18 protein-coding genes are annotated in these 18,603 nt (G+C 66.3%); all 18 read right to left on the bottom strand.

The features are described 5' to 3' along the window. Positions 1–18: 18 nt before the first annotated feature. The 18 genes from ACSQ3S_RS09905 to ACSQ3S_RS09820 all read right to left on the bottom strand — a co-directional run bounded on the left by ACSQ3S_RS09905 (position 19) and on the right by ACSQ3S_RS09820 (position 18,603). Positions 19–753 carry a type II secretion system protein gene (locus tag ACSQ3S_RS09905; protein ID WP_436142272.1) on the bottom strand — a complete coding sequence of 245 codons (735 nt, stop codon included), beginning with the start codon at positions 751–753 and terminating at the stop codon, positions 19–21. A 1-nt stretch (position 754) separates the two neighbouring features. Further along, the gene (locus ACSQ3S_RS09900) at positions 755–1,135 is read right to left on the bottom strand and encodes a type II secretion system protein (RefSeq protein WP_176655171.1); all 381 of its coding nucleotides are present in this window, start codon (positions 1,133–1,135) and stop codon (positions 755–757) included. Then, positions 1,129–1,605 (bottom strand): type II secretion system protein, encoded by a 477-nt coding sequence (locus ACSQ3S_RS09895; RefSeq protein ID WP_176655170.1) that lies wholly within the window; start codon positions 1,603–1,605, stop codon positions 1,129–1,131. The genes ACSQ3S_RS09900 and ACSQ3S_RS09895 overlap by 7 nt, the downstream gene beginning before the upstream one ends. A gap of 4 nt (positions 1,606–1,609) precedes the next feature. Further along, positions 1,610–3,589, bottom strand: coding sequence for a secretin N-terminal domain-containing protein (locus ACSQ3S_RS09890; RefSeq protein WP_436142271.1), 1,980 nt, complete (start codon positions 3,587–3,589; stop codon positions 1,610–1,612). Next, positions 3,589–4,149, bottom strand: a complete 561-nt coding sequence (locus ACSQ3S_RS09885; protein ID WP_176655168.1) for a hypothetical protein — start codon at positions 4,147–4,149, stop codon at positions 3,589–3,591. Before ACSQ3S_RS09885 ends, ACSQ3S_RS09890 begins: the two co-directional genes overlap by 1 nt. Then, positions 4,146–4,709 (bottom strand): hypothetical protein, encoded by a 564-nt coding sequence (locus ACSQ3S_RS09880; RefSeq protein ID WP_436142270.1) that lies wholly within the window; start codon positions 4,707–4,709, stop codon positions 4,146–4,148. The genes ACSQ3S_RS09885 and ACSQ3S_RS09880 overlap by 4 nt, the downstream gene beginning before the upstream one ends. Then, a complete protein-coding gene (locus tag ACSQ3S_RS09875) occupies positions 4,694–5,251 on the bottom strand; it encodes a hypothetical protein (protein WP_353404273.1) in 558 nt (185 codons plus the stop codon). The genes ACSQ3S_RS09880 and ACSQ3S_RS09875 overlap by 16 nt, the downstream gene beginning before the upstream one ends. Further along, a complete protein-coding gene (locus tag ACSQ3S_RS09870) occupies positions 5,248–6,090 on the bottom strand; it encodes a hypothetical protein (RefSeq protein ID WP_436142269.1) in 843 nt (280 codons plus the stop codon). Before ACSQ3S_RS09870 ends, ACSQ3S_RS09875 begins: the two co-directional genes overlap by 4 nt. After that, a complete protein-coding gene (locus tag ACSQ3S_RS09865) occupies positions 6,083–7,777 on the bottom strand; it encodes a GspE/PulE family protein (protein ID WP_353404271.1) in 1,695 nt (564 codons plus the stop codon). The genes ACSQ3S_RS09870 and ACSQ3S_RS09865 overlap by 8 nt, the downstream gene beginning before the upstream one ends. Continuing rightward, complete coding sequence (locus ACSQ3S_RS09860) at positions 7,774–8,970, bottom strand: type II secretion system F family protein (protein ID WP_436142268.1); 1,197 nt, start codon at positions 8,968–8,970, stop codon at positions 7,774–7,776. The genes ACSQ3S_RS09865 and ACSQ3S_RS09860 overlap by 4 nt, the downstream gene beginning before the upstream one ends. A gap of 60 nt (positions 8,971–9,030) precedes the next feature. Continuing rightward, positions 9,031–9,474, bottom strand: a complete 444-nt coding sequence (gene gspG, locus ACSQ3S_RS09855; protein WP_436142267.1) for a type II secretion system major pseudopilin GspG — start codon at positions 9,472–9,474, stop codon at positions 9,031–9,033. 149 nt (positions 9,475–9,623) lie between these two features. Next, a complete protein-coding gene (gene epsA / locus ACSQ3S_RS09850) occupies positions 9,624–10,412 on the bottom strand; it encodes an XrtB/PEP-CTERM-associated transcriptional regulator EpsA (protein ID WP_353404269.1) in 789 nt (262 codons plus the stop codon). A 2-nt stretch (positions 10,413–10,414) separates the two neighbouring features. After that, positions 10,415–11,140, bottom strand: a complete 726-nt coding sequence (gene phoB, locus ACSQ3S_RS09845; RefSeq protein ID WP_436142266.1) for a phosphate regulon transcriptional regulator PhoB — start codon at positions 11,138–11,140, stop codon at positions 10,415–10,417. A gap of 197 nt (positions 11,141–11,337) precedes the next feature. Next, positions 11,338–11,961: an NF038129 family PEP-CTERM protein gene (locus ACSQ3S_RS09840; protein WP_436142265.1), complete on the bottom strand. Its 624-nt coding sequence runs from the start codon at positions 11,959–11,961 to the stop codon at positions 11,338–11,340. A gap of 10 nt (positions 11,962–11,971) precedes the next feature. Then, a complete protein-coding gene (locus ACSQ3S_RS09835) occupies positions 11,972–15,007 on the bottom strand; it encodes an ExeM/NucH family extracellular endonuclease (protein WP_436142264.1) in 3,036 nt (1,011 codons plus the stop codon). 220 nt (positions 15,008–15,227) lie between these two features. Further along, complete coding sequence (locus ACSQ3S_RS09830; protein WP_436142263.1) at positions 15,228–15,758, bottom strand: FxDxF family PEP-CTERM protein; 531 nt, start codon at positions 15,756–15,758, stop codon at positions 15,228–15,230. A gap of 292 nt (positions 15,759–16,050) precedes the next feature. After that, the gene (locus ACSQ3S_RS09825; protein WP_436145006.1) at positions 16,051–17,061 is read right to left on the bottom strand and encodes a TIGR03790 family protein; all 1,011 of its coding nucleotides are present in this window, start codon (positions 17,059–17,061) and stop codon (positions 16,051–16,053) included. Positions 17,062–17,187: 126 nt separating this feature from the next. Next, positions 17,188–18,603, bottom strand: coding sequence for a mannose-1-phosphate guanylyltransferase/mannose-6-phosphate isomerase (locus ACSQ3S_RS09820; protein WP_436142262.1), 1,416 nt, complete (start codon positions 18,601–18,603; stop codon positions 17,188–17,190).

Genomic DNA, 18,603 nt, shown 5'->3' with positions numbered 1-18,603 from the left:
TGAAAAAAGTGAGATTTCTTAATGCAAGTCTTGCTTTGAATCAGGGTTTTCGGGTTCTTGCGGCGGCGGAGGCGGCGGTGCCGGTAGGGGCTCTTCAGAGGGAGCGGGAGGTGTTTCAGGCGTGGGGACCAAAGTTGGCGCGGCCGGCGCCGGCGTCAAACTTGGTGCAGGCAATGGTGCAGGCATATTTTGTTGTAACGCAGGTACAGCGGGCGCAATTTGCGGCTGGGTTCCCGTCATCGTCGCGGCGCCAGGCAACTCGGACGCCATCGTGAACTTCCACTCGGAGATATGACTCTTGCCGTCAAATCCAGAATAGCGCGCCGGAAAGTTGCCGACTTTCACAGGTTTGTCATTCGACAAACTGTATACCGCCAGCACGCCGACCTTGTCGCCCAGATAAACAATGCCCCACTCCGGCTTGCCCGTCACCGGATCGACAAACAGCTTGCGCAGGTGGCGGCGGGTCCCGGGAAAACGCGGATCCTTGAGCAATTCCTTGAGCGACGGCGGCTGCGTCGGCTGCCCTTGCGGCGTCGCGTCGGCGTAACTTTTCAAGGCGTCGCTGAATGCGGCGCCGATTTCCAGCAACTCCGTTTCCGCCCTGCTGCGCTGCAATACCGAACCCAGTTTGAGCGACGTCGCAGCGACCAGGGCGATGATGGCGACCAGGATGATCAAGCTCAGATAGGTGAAGCCGCGGCTGCCGGCCAGGCGTCGCGGAATGCGCTGGAGTGTTGACGCTTCGGCCATATCACCAGTCGGAATATGGCTTGCCGCTGCGGTCGTTGCCGGGGGCCCCGCTCTTGATGTTGTAGATGCCGCCCTTGGTGGCGTCTTCCGGCGGCACCAGTACCCACGTCGCGTCGCTGTCGGTGATCGGATCGACCGGCAGCCCGCGCAGGTATTTCTTCTCCACCAGCTGCTCCAGCGTGTCCGGATAGCGGCCGGTATCGCCATAGTATTGATCGATCACCTGGCGCATATTGCGCAAGTTATCGGCCAGCACCACCTCCTTGGACTTGTCGATGCTGGGGAAATAGCGCGGCACGGCCAGCGTCAGCATCAGGGCGACGATGCCCAGCACCACCAGCAACTCGATCAGCGTGAATCCCTTGGTTTTCATGTTCACCATTTCTTGTACGGCACGCCATTCAGGCCGGTCTTGTCGCTCTGGCTGTAGACGTCGTAGACGTCCTCGCCCTCCTTCGGCTGGTCGGCTTCGCTGGCGTAGCTGCGCTTGCCCCAGGTCTGCGACTCGCTCAGCGAGGCGTCGGGATTGAACGGGTCGCGCGGCACCCGGCGCAGGAAGAATATCTTCGCATGCTTGGGGTTTTGCACGTCGGGCACGCCCTCCACCAGTTGCTCCAGCGTTTTCGGATAGCCGGTCGCCCCCAGCGACTTGGCGACGCGGCCCTGGTCGTACGCCACCTTGTAGGCGTCGATCGCCGCGCGGATCTGGTGCAGCCCCTCGCGCAGCTCCTGCTCCTGGCGGCGCTGCACCACCACGTTCGCGGTCGGGATCACCAGGGCGCTGAGCAGGCCGAGGATGGCCAGCGTCACCAGCAGCTCGATCAGCGTGAAGCCCCGCGCGCGCATCGTCATGTCCTTACTGCTGCTGCACCGGCGGCGCAGGCTCGGGCTGAGGTTCCGGCTGCACCGGCTGCGGCTGCAATCCCTGGGTCGGCGGCAGCGGCGCCGGCTGGCCCTGCGAGATCGGCATGGCTTGCACCGGCGGCGGACGCACCGGCGACGGCACGGCCGGCAGCGCGGCCGGCTGCATGCCCGGCACCGGCGGCAACTGCGCCGCCGCGCGCGGCGTCAGGTCCGGACGGCGGCGGAAGCTGGCCTCGGTGCCGGCCGAGAATTCCGACGACGACGCTTCCGGACGCTGCACGTTGCGGATCAGGTGCGGCGTGATCGACAGCACGATCTCGGTTTTCTGGTTGTCGTCGCGCTGGCTGCCGAACAGGCGGCCGATGATGGGCAGGTCGCCGGCGCCCGGTATGCGGTTGGCGGTGCCGCGCTCCTCGCTGTTGATCAGGCCAGCCAGCACCTGGTTCTCGCCGTCCTTCAGCTGCAGCAGCGTGGACGCCTGGCGCGTGCCGATCTGGTAGGCGGTGCCGCCGTTCTTGGTGGTGATGGTGTTGGTCAGGTTGCTGACCTCGAGCTGCACGCGGATCGCCACCTCGTTGTTCAGGTAGATGGTCGGCTCGACGTTCAAGGTCAGGCCGACGTCGACGTAGGTGACCGAATCGCTGGCGAAGCCGCCCACGCCGGACGACACCGTGGTGGTAATCACCGGCAGCTTGTCGCCGATGACGACCTTGGCCTTTTCCTTGTTGCGCACGCGGATGCGCGGATTGGCCAGCAGGTTGGAGTCGGTGTTGGTCTTGTTGGCGTCGATGGCCATCGACACGCCGGTGACGCCGATGGTGCGCTGGTTCAGGTTGTTCAGGTCGCGGATCGTGATGCCGGTGCCGCCGGAGGTCGACAACGGCGCCAGGCCGATGCTGGTCGGCCATTCGACGCCCAGGTTCATCAGGCTGCCCTTCTTGACTTCGAGGATCTCCACTTCCAGCATCACCTCCGCCTCCGGCGCGTCCTGCAGCGCCACCAGCTTTTCGGCCAGGCGGATCGCCTCCGGGCTGTCGCGCACGATCAGCAGGTTGAGTTTTTCATCGACCACCACGTCGCGCGATTTGAGGATGGTCTTCAGCGTGTTGGCCACCAGCTTGGCCTCGGCGTTCGCCAGGAAGAAGGTCTTGACCGTCATCTCCTGGTATTCCTTCAGCTTGGCCGCCACGTTCGGGTAGATCAGCACCGTGTTCGCGTCCATCACCTGCTGCTCCAGCTGGTTGGTCAGCAGCAGGAAGTAGATCGCCGATTCGACGGTGCTGTTCTTCAGCAGCACCGTGGTGCGCTGGTCGGTCTTGACGTCCTTGTCGAACACGAAGTTCAGGCCGGAGCGGCGCGAGATCACCTCGAACACCTGCTTCAGCGGCGCGTCGCGGAACTCGATCGAGATCGGCTGCTTGTACGATTTCGCCAGGCCCGATTCCACCGCCGGCGGCGCGGTCTTGTCCAGCGCCTCGCGCAGCATCAGGCGCGCCTTCTCGTTGCCGGGATTCTCGGTCAGCAGCGCGTTGAGCTTCTGCTTGGCCAGCTCGTATTCGCCCTTGTTGAGGTTTTGCGCGGCGGCGTCCAGCAGCTTGCTCTGGCGGCCGTCCCGCTCCAGCGCGCGCAGGCCGTTGCGGGCGCGTTCGTTCGACGGGTCCAGTCCCAGCACGCGGCGGAAGCCCTGCTCCGCCAGGTCCAGCTTGCCCTCGGCCTGCTGGCGCTCGGCCTGGTCGAGGTAGCGCAGGGTCGCGCGGTCGCGCTCCACCAGATAGGCCGAACGGAACTGGGCGTTGCCGGGATCGGCCTTCACCGCCTCCTGGTACTTCAGCAGACCGGCTTCGATCTGGTCTTTGGCGATCAGGTCGCGGCCGTCGCGGTACGCCATTTGTCCGGCACAGCCGCTCAGGGCGATCGCCAGCATGGCGGGCAGCGCGGCGCGGCGGCCCAAATTCTTCAGATGACTAGCCATCAGTCGAGGACTCCAATATTGATCTGTTGTACTTGGTTCAAAGGCAGATAGGTCACGGACATCAGCGGCGGCGCGATCCTGTCCACGCGGTAGGTGCCGTCGATGACGGTTTGATTGCGCACCACATAGGTTTTGTCGGCGCGGGACAAATACACTTCCCAGGCGCCGTCGGCGACGGCCTTGCCGATCACGACGAAGGGTATCGGCGGCGCCATCGGCGGTGGCGGCGGCACGTTCACGGCGGATTTGGGCGGCGGCGGTGGCGGCGGCGGGTTCCAGTTCTGGCCCAGGAAGACGCCCTCGCCCGAGGCGAACGTGGCCTCGCCGGATTCGCCGACCAGCATCGCGCGCGGCGTCAGGCGCAGGATCGCGACTTCGGCCTGCGGCTTGGCGTCCCTGGAGGCCCGGCTTGCAGGCACGGGAGCGGCGGCGGCAGGCGCGGACGCGCGGACGCGCGCCACCGGTTCGGCGATGTCGCCGGACGGCGAGTTATCGCCAAACAGCACCAGGCCGGCGGCGGCGACCAGCGCCACGCCCATCACGATTTGATAGGGCTTCATGGTTCGCCGTCCTTCAGGTACAGGGTAAAGCGCAGGCGCGCTTCGACGTTGGCATCGGCGATGGCGTCGCGGCGGAAAGCGATTTCGTCGAGCGAGGCAAACGGCATGTCGCGCAGGCCCTGCATGGCGAACTGCCAGATCGATTGATACGGTCCCTTCACCGGCAGGTTGATCTGGTAGGTGCTGACGCGGCTGGCCTTGTCGTAGAAGGCCTTGTACTCGCCCTGGCTCAGCGACAGATTGCTTTTCGCGGCAAGGTCGAACAGCACCTTGACCTGCTGCTCGGCGTAGCGCTTCTCGCCCAGCACCTCATAGAAGCCGGCCAGGTTCTGGTTGGCCGATGGCGGCGGCGCCGCCGTCACCAGCGCGGCCGGCGTCGGCAAAGGCTGCGCCATCAGCCGCGCCTGCGCCGCGCGATGCGGCAGCAGCCAGGCCCACGCCGCCACGCCGGCCACGCACAACACGATGGCGATGCAAGCCGGCGCCCCGATGCGGCCGAGCGCCAGCCGCGCGCGCAGCACCAGGGCCGCCAGGTTAATCCGGTTCATCGCGCTACCCATGTGGCCTCCAGCTGGAAGCGCAAGGGCCGGTTCGGGTCCTGCTCGTTGATCTCATGGCGGGTCAACATCACGCCGCTGAACAGCTCCTGCTGCTTCAGCTCCGCCACGTAGGCCACCATGTCGTCGCTGGTCTTGGTCTCGGCCGTGAGCTTGAGCACCCGCTTGCGCGGATCCGGCTCCATCGCCACCAGCGCCACGCTGCGCGGCGTGGCGGCGGCCACCGCATCCTGCAGCTCGCGCCACGGCAGGTTCAGTTGCATGATGGCGCCGTTGACGAAGGTGGCCTGCGCCTCCGGTATCGCCACCTGCGCCACCTCGACCGGCCGCGCGGAAATGGCCGCTGCGCGTTCCTGCACGTGCCGCAGCTGGTGCGCGCGCAAGCGCTGCTGCTCGACCAGCTTCCAGCCGCCGAAACCGGCGCCGGCGCACAGCAGCAAGCCGAAGCCGGCCAGCGCCAGCAACGCCGGATGGGTGTGGAACAAGCTGCGGCGCAGGCTGCGCGGCGCGAAATCGATGTTCATGCGCTTATTCGTGTGCATCATGCGAGGCTCCCGCCGCGCGCCAGCAGCACCATGGCCGACATCTCGCCGGCCGGCGCCTGCTGCGCATGGTCCAATGCCGCGCAAGCGATGCAGGCCGCGTTGGCCGGCGGCTTGCTCCATGCGGTCGGCGCGGCGCCGCATACTTGCAGCAACTCCGGCGCGGCCATGTCCAGCAGCAGCGCCTCGCGCGTCAGCGTCTGGCTCAGCCAGTATTGGTCGGCCCCCTGCGCTCCCGGCAGCGGCAGCACGCGGATGGCGCGGATGCCTTTGCCATCGGGTTCGATGGCGGCCAAGGTCAGCAGGTTGTCGTGCACCAGGCCGAACCACGCGCCCGGCTTGATGCCCCGCCGCCAGCGGTTCCAGGCGGAGACGAAATGCGGCTCGATGCCGACGACGCGCAGCTTGAATTCCTGCGCCACCAGCCGCAGCACGGCCAGCAAGGCGCGCGGCACGGCGGCGGCGAAGAACGGCTGCGTCGCGCTCCAGTCGGCGGAAATCTGCCACGCCGTCGCCGCTTCGCCATACAGCGACTGGAAGCGGAAGCCCGCCGCCGCTTCGATGTCCGCCAGACGCGCGGCGCCCGGCGGCGGCGTCACGCGCCACATGCGGGCCAGGTCGTCGGCCAGCACGATGCTGGTCGGCCAGCCGCCGACTTCCTGTTCGCCCAGCAGCGCGCGCAAGGCGTTGGCGATGGCGTCGAACGGATGCTCGCCCGACGGCGCGATCGCCTGCTCGGCCAGCACCGTGACCGGCTCGCCGGTCCAGCGGCTCACGCGCAGCAGGCTGACGCCGGAGCCGGAGACGCCGATGCGCAGGGATTGTCCGAATGATCTACGCATGCAAGGTCACCCGTTTGATTTCCGTCAGCGTGGTGCCGCCGCGCTTGACCAGTTCCAGCGCCGCCAGGCGCAGGCTGCGCGTTCCGTTCTCGTAGGCCGCCTGCTTGATCTGGCGGATCGGCCGCTTGTCGACGATCAGCTCGCGGATCTCGTCGTTCAGGGTCAGGATCTCGGCGATCGAACGACGGCCCTTGTAGCCGGTGCCGCGGCAATCGCCGCAGCCCTTGCCCTGCATGAAGCGGTAGTCGTAGACGTCGGCGCGGGCCAGGCCCACGCTGGCCAGTTCCTGATCGTCCGGCGTGTACTGCGCAGCGCAGTGCGGGCAGTTGATGCGCACCAGGCGCTGCGCCCAGATGCCGTTCAAGGCCGACACGAACGCATACGGATCGATGCCCATGTGGGTGAAGCGGCCGAACACGTCGAACACGTTGTTGGCGTGGACGGTGGTCAGCACCAGGTGGCCCGTCAGCGCCGACTGCACGGCGATTTCCGCCGTCTCGCGGTCGCGGATCTCGCCGACCATGATCTTGTCCGGGTCGTGGCGCAGGATCGAGCGCAAGCCTTTGGCGAAGGTCAGGCCCTTCTTCTCGTTGACCGGGATCTGCAGGATGCCGGGCAGCTGGTACTCGACCGGGTCTTCGATGGTGATGATCTTTTCGCGGCCGTTGTGGATCTCGGTCAGCGCGGCGTACAGCGTGGTGGTCTTGCCGGAGCCGGTCGGCCCCGTCACCAGCAGCATGCCGTAGGCTTCCTGCGCCAGCACGCGCAGGGTCGCCAGCGACGGCGCGTCGAAGCCCAGCGCCTCCAGGGTCAGCGAGCCGTAGGCTTCGATCATGGCGCGCTTGTCGAGGATACGGATCACCGCGTCCTCGCCGTGGATGCTCGGCATGATGGAGACGCGCAAATCGATCTCGCGCGAGTTGGCCTCGACGCGGAAGCTGCCGTCCTGCGGCACGCGGCGCTCGGCGATGTCCAGCTCCGCCAGCACCTTCAGGCGCGAGATGATCTGCTCGGCGACGTCGATGCCGTTGACGGCGGTGGCGTGATCGAGCACGCCGTCGACGCGGTACTTGACGGCCAGGCCGCCGGAGGTGCTCTCCAGGTGGATGTCGGAGGCGCCCGCCTTCAGCGCGTCGTACAAGGTCGAATTGACCAGCCGCACGGCGGGGCTGGCCGCTTCCGACACCGACGCGAACGACAGCACGGCGGCGGTCTTGCCGTCGCGCCGGCCCTCGCTGGCGCCGGGCAGCAGCGAATCGGTGGCGCGCGCGGATTCTTCCTGCTTCGACAGGTAGGCCTGGATGTCGGCCTGCAGCGCCAGCCGCGTTTGCAGCGGCGCGTGCGGCGTGGCGCGCGCCTGCGTGCCCAGCCAGGTCTGCAGGTCGAGATCGAAGGGATCGGCGATCACGCCGACCACCATGCCGTCGTGCCCGCGCAGCAGCACGCAGTGGCGCGCCATCGCCTGCGACAGCGGCAGCAGCTCGAAGGCCGGGGTGAAGGCCAGCATGTCCACGGTCTCCAGCACGGCCATGCCGAACGGATGCGCCAGCGCCTGCACCACCAGGCGCGGCTCCATGCCGCTCAAGGCTTCCAGCTCCTCGACCAGCGTGCGTTTCGATTGCTGGCGCAGGTGGCGCGCGCGCGCCACCATGGCGGTATCCAGCACCGGCGGGGCCTGGAGCGTCATGACATGTCTCCGGCCAGATCAAATATCGGCATATACAGCAGCACCACGATGGCGCCGACGACGAGGCCGATGGCCGCCATCAGCAAGGGTTCAAAAGTACGGGTAAAGCGTTCGATCCAGCGGCTGATTTCGCCGTCGTAGAAGGCCGCCGACTGCGTCAGCATCGGCCCCATGTCGCCGGTGCGCTCGCCCACGCGCAGCATGCGCAGCGAGATCGGCGTGGTCAGCTGGTTCGATTCGAACGCGGTCGACAGCGGCAGCCCCGCCTCGATATCGGCGCGCGCCGCCTGCAGGTTCTGGCGGATGCCGGCCGACACCATGCCCTGCACGGTGTCGATCGCATGGATGATGGTGATGCCGCCCTCGCTGAGCATGCCCAGCGTCAGGTACAGCCGCGACAGCTCATAGATGCGCACCCGCTCGCCGATGCCCGGCAGGCGGCCCAGCAGCCGCGCGAAGCCGCCGTTGCCCATCAGCTGGCGCACGCCCAGCGCCAGCGCCGCCAGCACGGCGGCGATCCCGCCCAGCAGCAGCATGGTGTGCTGACCGGCGAACTGGCCCCAGTTGAGCATCTGCTGCGACAGCCACGGCAGGTTGCGGCCGGCGCCCTGGTAGACCTCGGCGAAGCGCGGCACCACGTAGCCGATCAGGAACATGCTGACGCCGCCGCCGACCAGCAGCAGGATGCAGGGATAAATCGCCGCCGACACCAGCTTGCCGCGCACCAGGTCGATGCGCTGCTGGTAATCGATGAAACGGGACAGGGAGCGCGGCAGGTCGGAGGTGCCCTCGGCCGCCTTGACGATGCCGATGTACAGCGGCGGGAACAATTCCGGCTGCTCGGCCAGCACGGCGGAAAAGCGCTGGCCTTCGCGCAGGCCGGACAGCAGGCGTTCCAGCACGCTGCGCGTGGCCGGGCTGCTTTCCTTTTCCAGCAGCGCCTCCAGGCCCTCGACGATGCCCAGGCCGGCCGTCAGCAGCGCCAGCAGCTCCTGGCTGAACAGCACCAGCGAGAGGCCCTTGCCGCGGCGCTTGCCCCGTCGCAGGCCCAGCCCGCCGCCCGCCGGCGCGATGGCGCTGACGAACAAGCCGCGCGCCTCCACCTGACGGCGCGCGTCGGCCTCATCGCGGCCATCGATCAGCAGATGCGAGATGACCATATCGGCCGACAATGTGCGGACATCGAACTGCATGGCGAAAACTACTTTCCGTGACGGCTGGGATGATTAGCTTACTACGAGATTGTTGCCGGTTTATTGCGAGCTGATGTCGGCATCTTCGCCGGTGCCGCCGGGCTGGCCGTCGCGGCCCAGCGAAGTGATCTCGAACTCGGACTTGGTGCCCGGCGCCTTGTACTGGTATGGATGGCCCCATGGATCCGGCGGCACGCCCTTCTTCAGGTAAGGGCCGTTCCATTTGGCGCCGGCCGTGGCAGGCGCCACCAGCAGCGCGTTCAGGCCCTCGTCGGTGGTCGGATAGCGGCCCACGTCCAGGCGGTAGGTGTCGAGCGATTTTTCAAACGCTTCGATCTGCGCCTTGGTGATCGTCACTTCCGACTTGCCCAGCTGGGCGAAGTACTTGGGGCCCACATAGGCCGCCAGCAAACCGATAATAACGATGACCACCAGCAGTTCCAGCAGGGTAAAGCCGCCAGCCTTGTGAGCTGCGGTCTTACGGGAATTCTTTGCAACTTCCATCCTAACGACTCCTTAATTCGCCACGCCCTGCGGCAAGATGTCAGAGGCTACCATGCGGTTTGCATACCAGACAATCTTTTCTTGCCGTGTGCGCCTGCGGCCGCGCCAGATTGCGACGGTTTCATGCCCGTTATCGGAATAACAATCTCTCAGGCGGCTTCCGCCAGGGCCAGCGCCGGCTGTTCGAACAGGTGCAGCGCCATGCCGCGCGCGATGGCGTGGGCGCGGTTGGACACCCCCAGCAGGCGGTACAGCCGCTGCAGGTGATTCTTGACCGTCAGGCCGCTGATGCCGAGGATCAGGCCGATTTCCTCGTTGCTCTTGCCCTCGCGCACCCAGTACAGGATTTCCATCTCGCGCGCGCTGGCCGGCCGCGCCAGTGCGCCGGCGCGGGCCTGGCGCTGCTGCTGGTTGATGCGCTGCAGCGCCATGTGCAGATGCGGCAGCAGCAGTTCGAGGAAATAGGCGTGGCGCGCGCGCGGCCGGTGCGGCAGGCCGAACAGCGCGAAAAAGGTGGCGCCGCCCGGCAGGCGCTCGCTGCCGTGGAGCAGCAGGTTGTCCAGGCCCAGGTCGCGCAGCTCGCCCAGGAACGGCGCCAGCGGATGGCGCTCGGCGCCCGGCGTGGCGTCCAGCATGGCCGGCAAACCGACGCCCTGGCGGCAATGGCGCGCCAGCCGCAGCGCCAGGCCGTCGTCGCGGTTGCCCAGGCGGCCAAGCAGTCCGGCGTCCAGCACCGTGCTGTGCACGCATTCGACGTGCTGCACCTCGTCCTGCGGGCCGAACTGCAGGCACACCATGACCTGGTGCGGCAGCAGCGCCTGCAGCTGGCCCTGCGTCCACAGGAAGAACTGGCGCGCCTGCCGCACCGGCAGCGCCGCCTCGATCGCGTGCAGCAGGTACTCCTGCTCCAGCTTGCTCAAGATGACCAGCTGTTCCACGGTCAGGCCCGGGCCGCCATGCCGCCGTGCCCGCTGGCGCTGAAGCGGTAGCCGCTGCCGCGCACGGTTTCGATGCGCTGCTGGTGGCCGCTGGGCTGCAGCGCGCTGCGCAGGCGGCCGACGTGGGTGTCGACGGTGCGCTCGTCCAGGTAGACGTCGCTGCCCCACACCTGGTCGAGCAGCTGGGCGCGCGTGTGCACGCGCTCGGGATGGCTCATCAGGAAGTTCAGCAGCTTGAATTCGACCCGGCCCATGGCCAGTTCGCGGGCGCCGGCGGTCACGCGCAAGGTGTGCGGATCGAGCCGCAGGCCGGCCATCTGCACCGCGTCGGCGCCGTACCGTTGCACCTGCGACTGGCCGCGGCGCAGCAGCGCGTGCACCCGGGCCACCATCTCGCGCGGGCTGAAGGGTTTGGTCATGTAATCGTCGGCGCCGCTTTCCAGCGCCATGATCTTGTCCGGCTCGCCGCAGCGGGCGGTCACCATGATGATCGGCAGGCCGCGCGTGGACGGCTGCGCGCGCAGGCGGCGTATCAGCGACAGGCCGGACTGGCCGGGCAGGTTCCAGTCCGTCATCAGCATGTCCGGCACGCCGTCTTCGAGCATCAGCAAGGCGCTCTCGGCGTCGCACGCGCGGCTGACCGTGTGCCCGGCCATGCTCAGGTTGAGGGCTATCAGTTCCTGGATCGCAGGTTCGTCTTCAATGACAAGGATATGGGCGGGTAGCATGGCAAATCCGTGTAAAGGAAATACTATGCAATAAGCAAACTGGCATTACTAATATGATTTGTATTGAGAATTCAGATATTTTTAGTATATATCCAGTGTTTACCTGTATTACTTGCGGTTTAGAAGAGACGATCTAAAATCGTGCGCGCATAAAAAAACGACACATTGCTGTGTCGTTTTTTTTGCGCGGCTAAAACTCAGGCCTGCAGCTTGCGGCGGCGGGCCAGGCCAACCAGCGCCAGGCCGGCGCCCAGCATGGCCCAGGTCGTTGGCTCGGGCACGGCGCTGACGCTGCCGATCGTGTGATCGTGGATGTCGAGCGCCACGATGCCGGCGCCGGCGGTCGGCTGCCAGGTCAACGACAGCAGGTTGCCGAACTGATCGACATCGCCCAGCTGGGTGGCGCCGTCGGCGCCGTACAGCGCGACCGAAAACTTGGTCGGAATGGCGGCCGGCGCCGCATCCGACAGGCCGCTGAAGCTGACGTCGAAGCTGACCTTGCCGCCAAACGCCACGCTATGGAACAGGTCGTTCCACGACGTGCTATTGCCGAACAAGAAGCCTCCGGCCTGCTGCTGCACGTCGCCCGACAGCACTGCGTCGGCCGAGCTACCGAAGCCGCTCAGATTGCTGATCACGGCGCCGGCCGAAGCGACCGGCATGTTCGACGGATTGAATTGCAGGTCGATCCAGCCGGTATCGCTGAACTGGCTGGTGTCCAGCTCCACGTGCATGGTCTGGGCCGACGCCAGGCTGGTGCCGGCGGCGATGACCAGCGCCAGCAGCGCGCGGCGCACGAAAGAGAGATGAGATGCGAACATGGTGTGATCCTTAGAAAGAGCCGGTATAGATTTTGGTGGTGTAGCTGATATTGGCGCTGCCGGTGCGGCTGAAGCTCAGCGCGAACGAGGCCGTCGCGCCGGGCGCCAGCGATGCCGTGTTGACCGTGATGTACGGCGCGCCGGCATGGCTGCCGGTGGCGTTGACCAGGGTCACGCTGGCGTCCAGTCCATCGAACTCGACCTGGAACGGACCGTTCAGCGTGGTGCTGCCGGTGTTGGTGATCGAGAAGGTCGAACCGAACTTGCCGGTGGCGCGGTTCAGCACCAGGCCGGTGCCGACGGCGCGGAAGCTGCCGGTGACGTCGGTGTACGGCGCCGCCAGGTTCAGGCTGATGACCACCGGATCGTGGTCGGATGCGCGGTACGGCGCGCTGGTGTACTTGTCCTGCGGCTTGCCGTCGGTGTTGTAGTCGACCACGGTCGGCTCGTCGGCGTTGTTATGCCATTCGGCGGCGCCGGCCACCTGCGGGCTCAGCGCGGCGCTGGCCAGCGCGTGGTCCAGGTAGCCCGCTTCGCCGTTGAACACGAACGAGTACGGCATGTCGCCGCTGCCGCGCACGAAGCGCTCCAGCTGGTTGACGTAGCCGGTGGCGGTGATGGTGTTGATCGGATCTTCCATGCCGTAGGAATTGAAGTCGCCGATCAGCAGCACCTTGGCGTCGCCGGCGGCGCTGACCACCTGCGGCACGAAGGTGTTGACCAGGCGCTGCGCCTGCAGGATGCGGGTGGCGTTCCAGCAGCTCTGGCTGTCGTTGTGGTCGGCGTCCGGACCGCTGCCGCTCGGGCAGCTGCCCTTCGATTTCAGGTGGTTGACCACCAGCGAGAACTTGGCGCCGTTGGCCGCCTTGAAGGTTTGCGCCATCGGCGGACGGTTGTTGATGGCGTCGCCGTCGGTCAGCGCATTGCCGACCATGGTCAGCGCCGCCGGCTTGTAGATCATCGCCACGCGGATGGCGTCGGTGCCGGTGGTGGACGGCTTCGGTACCACGGCGTAGGTCTTGAGGCCGGTGCCCGGCGAGATCGCTTCGTTCAGCGCATCGACCAGCTTGGTCACGGTGTACTCGCCGCTGTTCTGGATTTCCATCAGGCCGAACACGTCGGCGTTGATCGCCTTCAGTTCGCCGACGATCTTGGTGGTCTGGCGGTTGAACTCGTTCAGGTTGTCGGCGCCGCGGCAATTCGACTTGGCCACCGACGAACCCAGCGAGCAGCCCTGGTTGGTGTTGCCCTCGACGTCGGTGCCGTTGGTGAAGGTGGTGAAGTAGTTCAGCACGTTGGCGCTGGCCACCTTGATGTTGCCCGGTGCCAGCACCGGCGGATCGGTGCGCGGATTGTCCTGCGAGAACACCGGCGCCACGGTCGGCTGCAGCTTGAAGCCGGCGCCGCCGCCGCCCTTGGCGCCGAAGTCGACCACGCCGGTCAGGTCGGACACCGTGTCGCCGGCGCGCAGCGAGCCGTCGGCGCCCAGGTAGGGAATGGTGGTCGGCGTGACGAAGATGCCGTCATCCAGCACGATCTGGTTGAGCGCGTTGGCGGCGGCGTGCGCCAGCGCTTCCGGGGTGCCGGCGCGATAGCGGTTGGAAGCGATTTCCAGGCGGCCCGACGACAGCGTGACTTCGCCGCGGTCGCCCAGGAATTCCAGCTGCGACACGGTCAGCGGATTGGTGAAGCGCACCAGCATGCCTTCGACCTGGCCCAGGTTCGGATGCGGCAGCTGGACGTTGGTCGGGGTGATGCTGATGCCGCCGGCCAGCTTGACGATGGCGCTGATGTTTTGCAGCTCGGTGTAGGCGTGGCCGCCGGCGACCGGCGCGTAGTCGCTGACGCTGCCGGTGATGCGGATCTTGTCGCCGACCTGCACCGTGCCGCTGTTGGCGGCGGTGGTGTAGACGAACATGCCGTCCGAGGTCAGCGGATCGCCGTCGCCGGTCTCGTCCTGGATGAAGAAGCCGGAGCCGACCTTGGCCGTGACCACGCCTTCGGTGGTCTGGATGGTGCCGGCGTACGGGCTGGTGTCGCCCTGGCCCTGGATTTGCGGAATCGTGTGGGTCAGCGTGGCCGGCGCGGCGACGCTGACGTTGATGGTGCAGCTGGTTTGCTGGGACTGGTCGTTGTCGAAGCGGATCGTCACCGGATAGGTGCTGGCCTGGACCGAGGCGGCCACGTTCAGGCTGACGGTGGCGTTGCCGCCGGCGGCCGATGCCGCCAGGAAGTTGACCAGGCTGATGCCCGGCACGGCGGCCGAGGTGATGACGGCGTTGTTGACGACGCCGTCGCTGTCGGTGGCGCTCAGGTCGGCGCTTCCGCTGATGCCAAAGGCCAGCGACAGGCTGGCCGGGCAGGTGGCGACGATAGGCGGCGCGGCCGGCACGCCGCAGGCATGCAGCGCGCTGGCGCGGTTGCGCGGGGTCGGCTCGCCGGCGCTGAAATCGGTGCCGTTGTTGTCGGCGTCGGTGCAGCCGGCGGCGGCGCGCAGCGCGGCGGTGGTGTTGCTCAGGGTTGGCGCGGCGGCGCTGCCTTCAAAGTAGCCGGCGGAGCCAAAGCCGATCAGGTCGACATAGGAGCCGGCGGCGGGCGCCGCGCCGGCCAGCGCGCTGACGTTGCCGACCAGCGCCACCTTGCCGGTGGTGCCGCTCAGCGCCAGGGTGCCGATGGTATCCGGTGCCGGCAGGCTGTCGGTGCCGCCGGTGCCGACCGCTTCCTGGACCAGGAAGTACTGGCCGGGCTGCAGCACGGTGTTGCCGGCAAGCTTGGTGACCTGCCAGCTGCTGCCGGTGGCGCTGGCGTATTGCACGCTCCAGCCGCTGATGTCGACGGCGCTGTCGCCGCGGTTGAACAGTTCGATGAAATCGTTCTTGTATTTGGCGCCGGAATTGCCGCCGCCGCCATACACCTGGCTGATGACGATGGGCGTGGCGGCCAGGGCCTGGGCCGACAGGCCCGCCATCAAGGCGGCGGCGATGATGGTGCGCCGGCCAGGGGTGGCGGCGGCCCGGGTGGCCGGTGTAGCGAAGAATTTTTTCATGAACAGTCCTGGAATGTTGGCAAATTGATTTTGAAGCTTGCAATTTGCATATTAAGGTCCGGCCATGACGCCATGATGACGCCGGCTTAGTCCGTTCAGACTAAGCCGGGGTGTGACGGTGGCGCCTCGCCAGGCCGGGACGGCTCCGACGGCGGCGCACCGCGCGGCAATAAAAAAACGGAGGCCAGGGCCCCCGTTTTGGTTTGCGGAGTTGGCCCGCTCAGGTCTTGCGCCGACGCGCCACATATCCCAGCAGGCCCAGTCCGCCCGCCAGCAACGCGTAAGTTTCTGGCTCCGGCACCGGCGTGACGGCCACAGCTCCCACATAGCTGGTCGCCTTGGCGTTCAGCACGCTGCCGCTGACCAGCAAATGATACGTGTCCGCCACCAGCGGCTGAGCCGCCACGCGCCAGGTCTGGATGCCGCCTTGATCCAATACCTTCGTGCCATCCAATGACAAGCCGGCCGAATTGACCAAGCTAAAATTGTTGAAAGTAACAGCACCGAAATCGGTGCCGTTAAATCCGGACAGCAAGGCCACCAGCGACGAAGTGCCGGTCAGCGTGAAATCGTAACGGTCGGCAAAAGTATTGCCGGCATTGCCGGCGTCGATGGTGCGGGCAAAGCTGGCGCTGCCCTGGCCCAGATCCAGCACCTGCGTAGCGTGACTGATATCGGCCGCCAGCGCCAGCGGCGCCCATCCTGCTCCGGCCAAGGCCAGCACCGCCAGCGCGGTCATAGCTTTCTTCATATGCATCCTCCCTCGGATAAGCAGCCCGGACAGGCTGCATCGTTGTACAAAACTGCACAACGATCTTATCATGGCAAAAATGATACTATTGATAGTTTCATATTATAAACTTGCCGGACGATCATACAACACATGCGGGCGCCGTGCCGGCGCCACCGCGCCAGCCCCGCCGTCATAGGGGAAACGCGGCACGTAGACGTGCCGCGCCGGCAGGGCGCCGGCGAAGTAGGACTGAACTCACAAAGATACGGGAAATCTGGAGGCGGCCCCGGCCGGTGCCGGCCGGCGGCCGCTAGTGCAGCCGGTAGGGAGCCGCCAGCGGTTCGCCGATGAACACGCCCTGTGCCGGCCAGGCGACGCTGCGCCAGTATGCTTCGATCGCGCTGGCGCCGCGCAGATAGTGCGCCAGCAGCACCGATGGCTGCGGGAATTTCTGCCAGTAGTTGCAGGGCTCGGTCACGGAGCCATAACTGGCCGTAGCGCCAGCCTCCAGCCAGCGCAGGCTGCTCATTTGCGAACTGCCCAGCAAATCGCCGCCGACGGAAGTCAGGCTGTCGGCCAACGCCCCCGGCAGGAACTGCAGCGTGTCGAGCTTGGCTACGCGCGCCATGCCGGTCTGGTAGATCATGATGTCTTTTTCGTTTTCGATGCTGTCGGCCGACAGCCGCTTGATCGTCAGCTTGCGCGACGGCACCACGCCGGCGCGCGGGAAGAATGCGGCGCGGCTGTTGCGCGCGCCCTCGCTGGTGGTCAGATAGTAGGCGCTGGCTGCCGGCGCCGCGAAGCCGCTGGCGACGCCGCGCCCGATCAGCGCCTTGGCGCCCTCGACCGAGTCGGTCGGCAGCAGCATCGACAGCCGCATGTCGTGCTCGGCTAGCGGATGAGCGCCGGTCGCGTTGAAATACGGATTAGGCTTGCTGGGGCCGCATGGTTGCGCGCAGACGGCGGCATCGAAACCCATGGTGTAAGCCGACGTGATCGAATTGCACTCGACCGCGTAAGGCGCCGTCCACACCATCAACACGGCGTCGATCTGCGGCCCCAGCTTGGCGTCGATCTGCTCCTTGAGCTGGCGGAATTGCTCGGCATCGAGCTTGCGCGGGCGGTTCGGAATGCGCACATGAACCACGTTCTCGGCCGGCACGTTGCGCGCCTGGCGGTAATATTCGCCGATCTCAACACTGTTCGGCTCGTCGTCGTTGATCACCAGCGCCAGCTGGGCCGAGCGCAGGCCGGACGGCGCGACCAGTTGGGCATGCGCCGCACCGTGCCAGCATGCCAGCGCCGCCAGCCACAAAATCATCTTTCGCAATTATGGTATCCGATCCAAAACAGTCGTGGGAAATAGTTCTGACTGTATCATAGGCGCGCACCCGCCGCGGCAAAAAAAACCGCCCGGCCAGGGCGGTCCAGCGAGCGCGGACGCCGCTCAGCTGCGTTTGTAGACGTCCTCGAAACGAACGATATCGTCCTCGCCCAGATAACTGCCGGACTGCACCTCGATCAGATGCAACGGCAGCTTGCCCGGGTTCTCCAGCCGGTGGTTCATACCGATCGGAATGTAGGTCGACTCGTTTTCGGTCAGCAGGCTGACCGTGTCGCCGCAGGTGACGCGCGCGGTGCCGCTGACGACGATCCAGTGTTCGGCCCGGTGATGGTGCATCTGCAGCGACAGCTTGCCGCCCGGGTTTACCGTGATGCGCTTGACCTGGAAGCGATCACCGATGTCTATGCCCTCATAACAGCCCCACGGACGGTAAACCTTGGTGTGATGCAGGTGCTCGGTGCGGCCTTCCTTCTTCAGATGTTCAACGATCTGCTTGACCCGCTGCACCTGGTCCTTGTGTGCGACCAGCACGGCGTCGGCGGTTTCCACCACCACCAGATCCTTGACCCCGACTACCGCTACGATGCGGCTCTCGGCGCGCACCAGCGAACCGGACACGTCGTCCAGGTAGACGTCGCCGCGGGTGGCGTTGTGGTTGGCGTCGTGTGGCTGCACGTCCCACAACGCCGTCCAGGAACCGACATCGCTCCAGCCGATATCGGCCGGCACCACGATGGCGTGACGGGTGTGCTCCATCACCGCATAGTCGATCGAGTCGGACGGACAAGCCTTGAACGCCGCCTCATCGAGACGACAAAAATCCAGGTCGCGATAGCCTTTGGCCATGGCTTCGGCGCTGGCGACGGCGATGGCCGGCGCGAATTCCTGCAATTCATTCAAATAGCTGGCGGCGCGGAACAGGAACATACCGCTATTCCAGTAGTAATTGCCAGCAGCGATGAAATCCTGCGCGGTGGCGCGGTCCGGCTTCTCGACAAAGCGGTCGACCTTGTAGCACTGCGGCGCATCGGTGGCGGCGCCGCTCTGGATGTAGCCGTAACCGGTTTCCGGACCAGTGGGCACGATGCCGAAAGTGGCCAGCGCGCCCTGCTCCACCATGACGGCCGCCTGCTCGATGGCGGCGTAAAAAGCGTCGATGTCGTTGATCACGTGGTCGGCAGGCAGCACCAGCATCACCGCATCGGCGTCGATGCCCTGCAGGAAGTGAGCGGCGGTGGCCACCGCCGGTGCGGTGTTGCGGCCCTCCGGCTCCAGCAGGATGCCGAGCGGCGCGATGCCGATGGCGCGCATCTGTTCGGCCACCAGGAAGCGGTGCTCATTGCCGCACACGATCAGCGGCGCCATCAGTTGAGGCCGGCCATGCAGGCGCAGCGAGGTTTCCTGCAGCATGGTCTGCCCGGTGACCAGCGGCAGCATCTGCTTGGGCAGCACCGCGCGCGACAATGGCCACAAACGAGTGCCGGAACCCCCGGAGAGGATGACTGGATAAATTTTCAT

The organism is Duganella sp. LjRoot269 (assembly GCF_964254095.1).
GTDB lineage: Bacteria > Pseudomonadota > Gammaproteobacteria > Burkholderiales > Burkholderiaceae_D > Rugamonas > Rugamonas hordei.
Note: the sequence above shows the minus strand (reverse complement) of the source record. Positions and strands in the feature narration are given on the sequence as shown.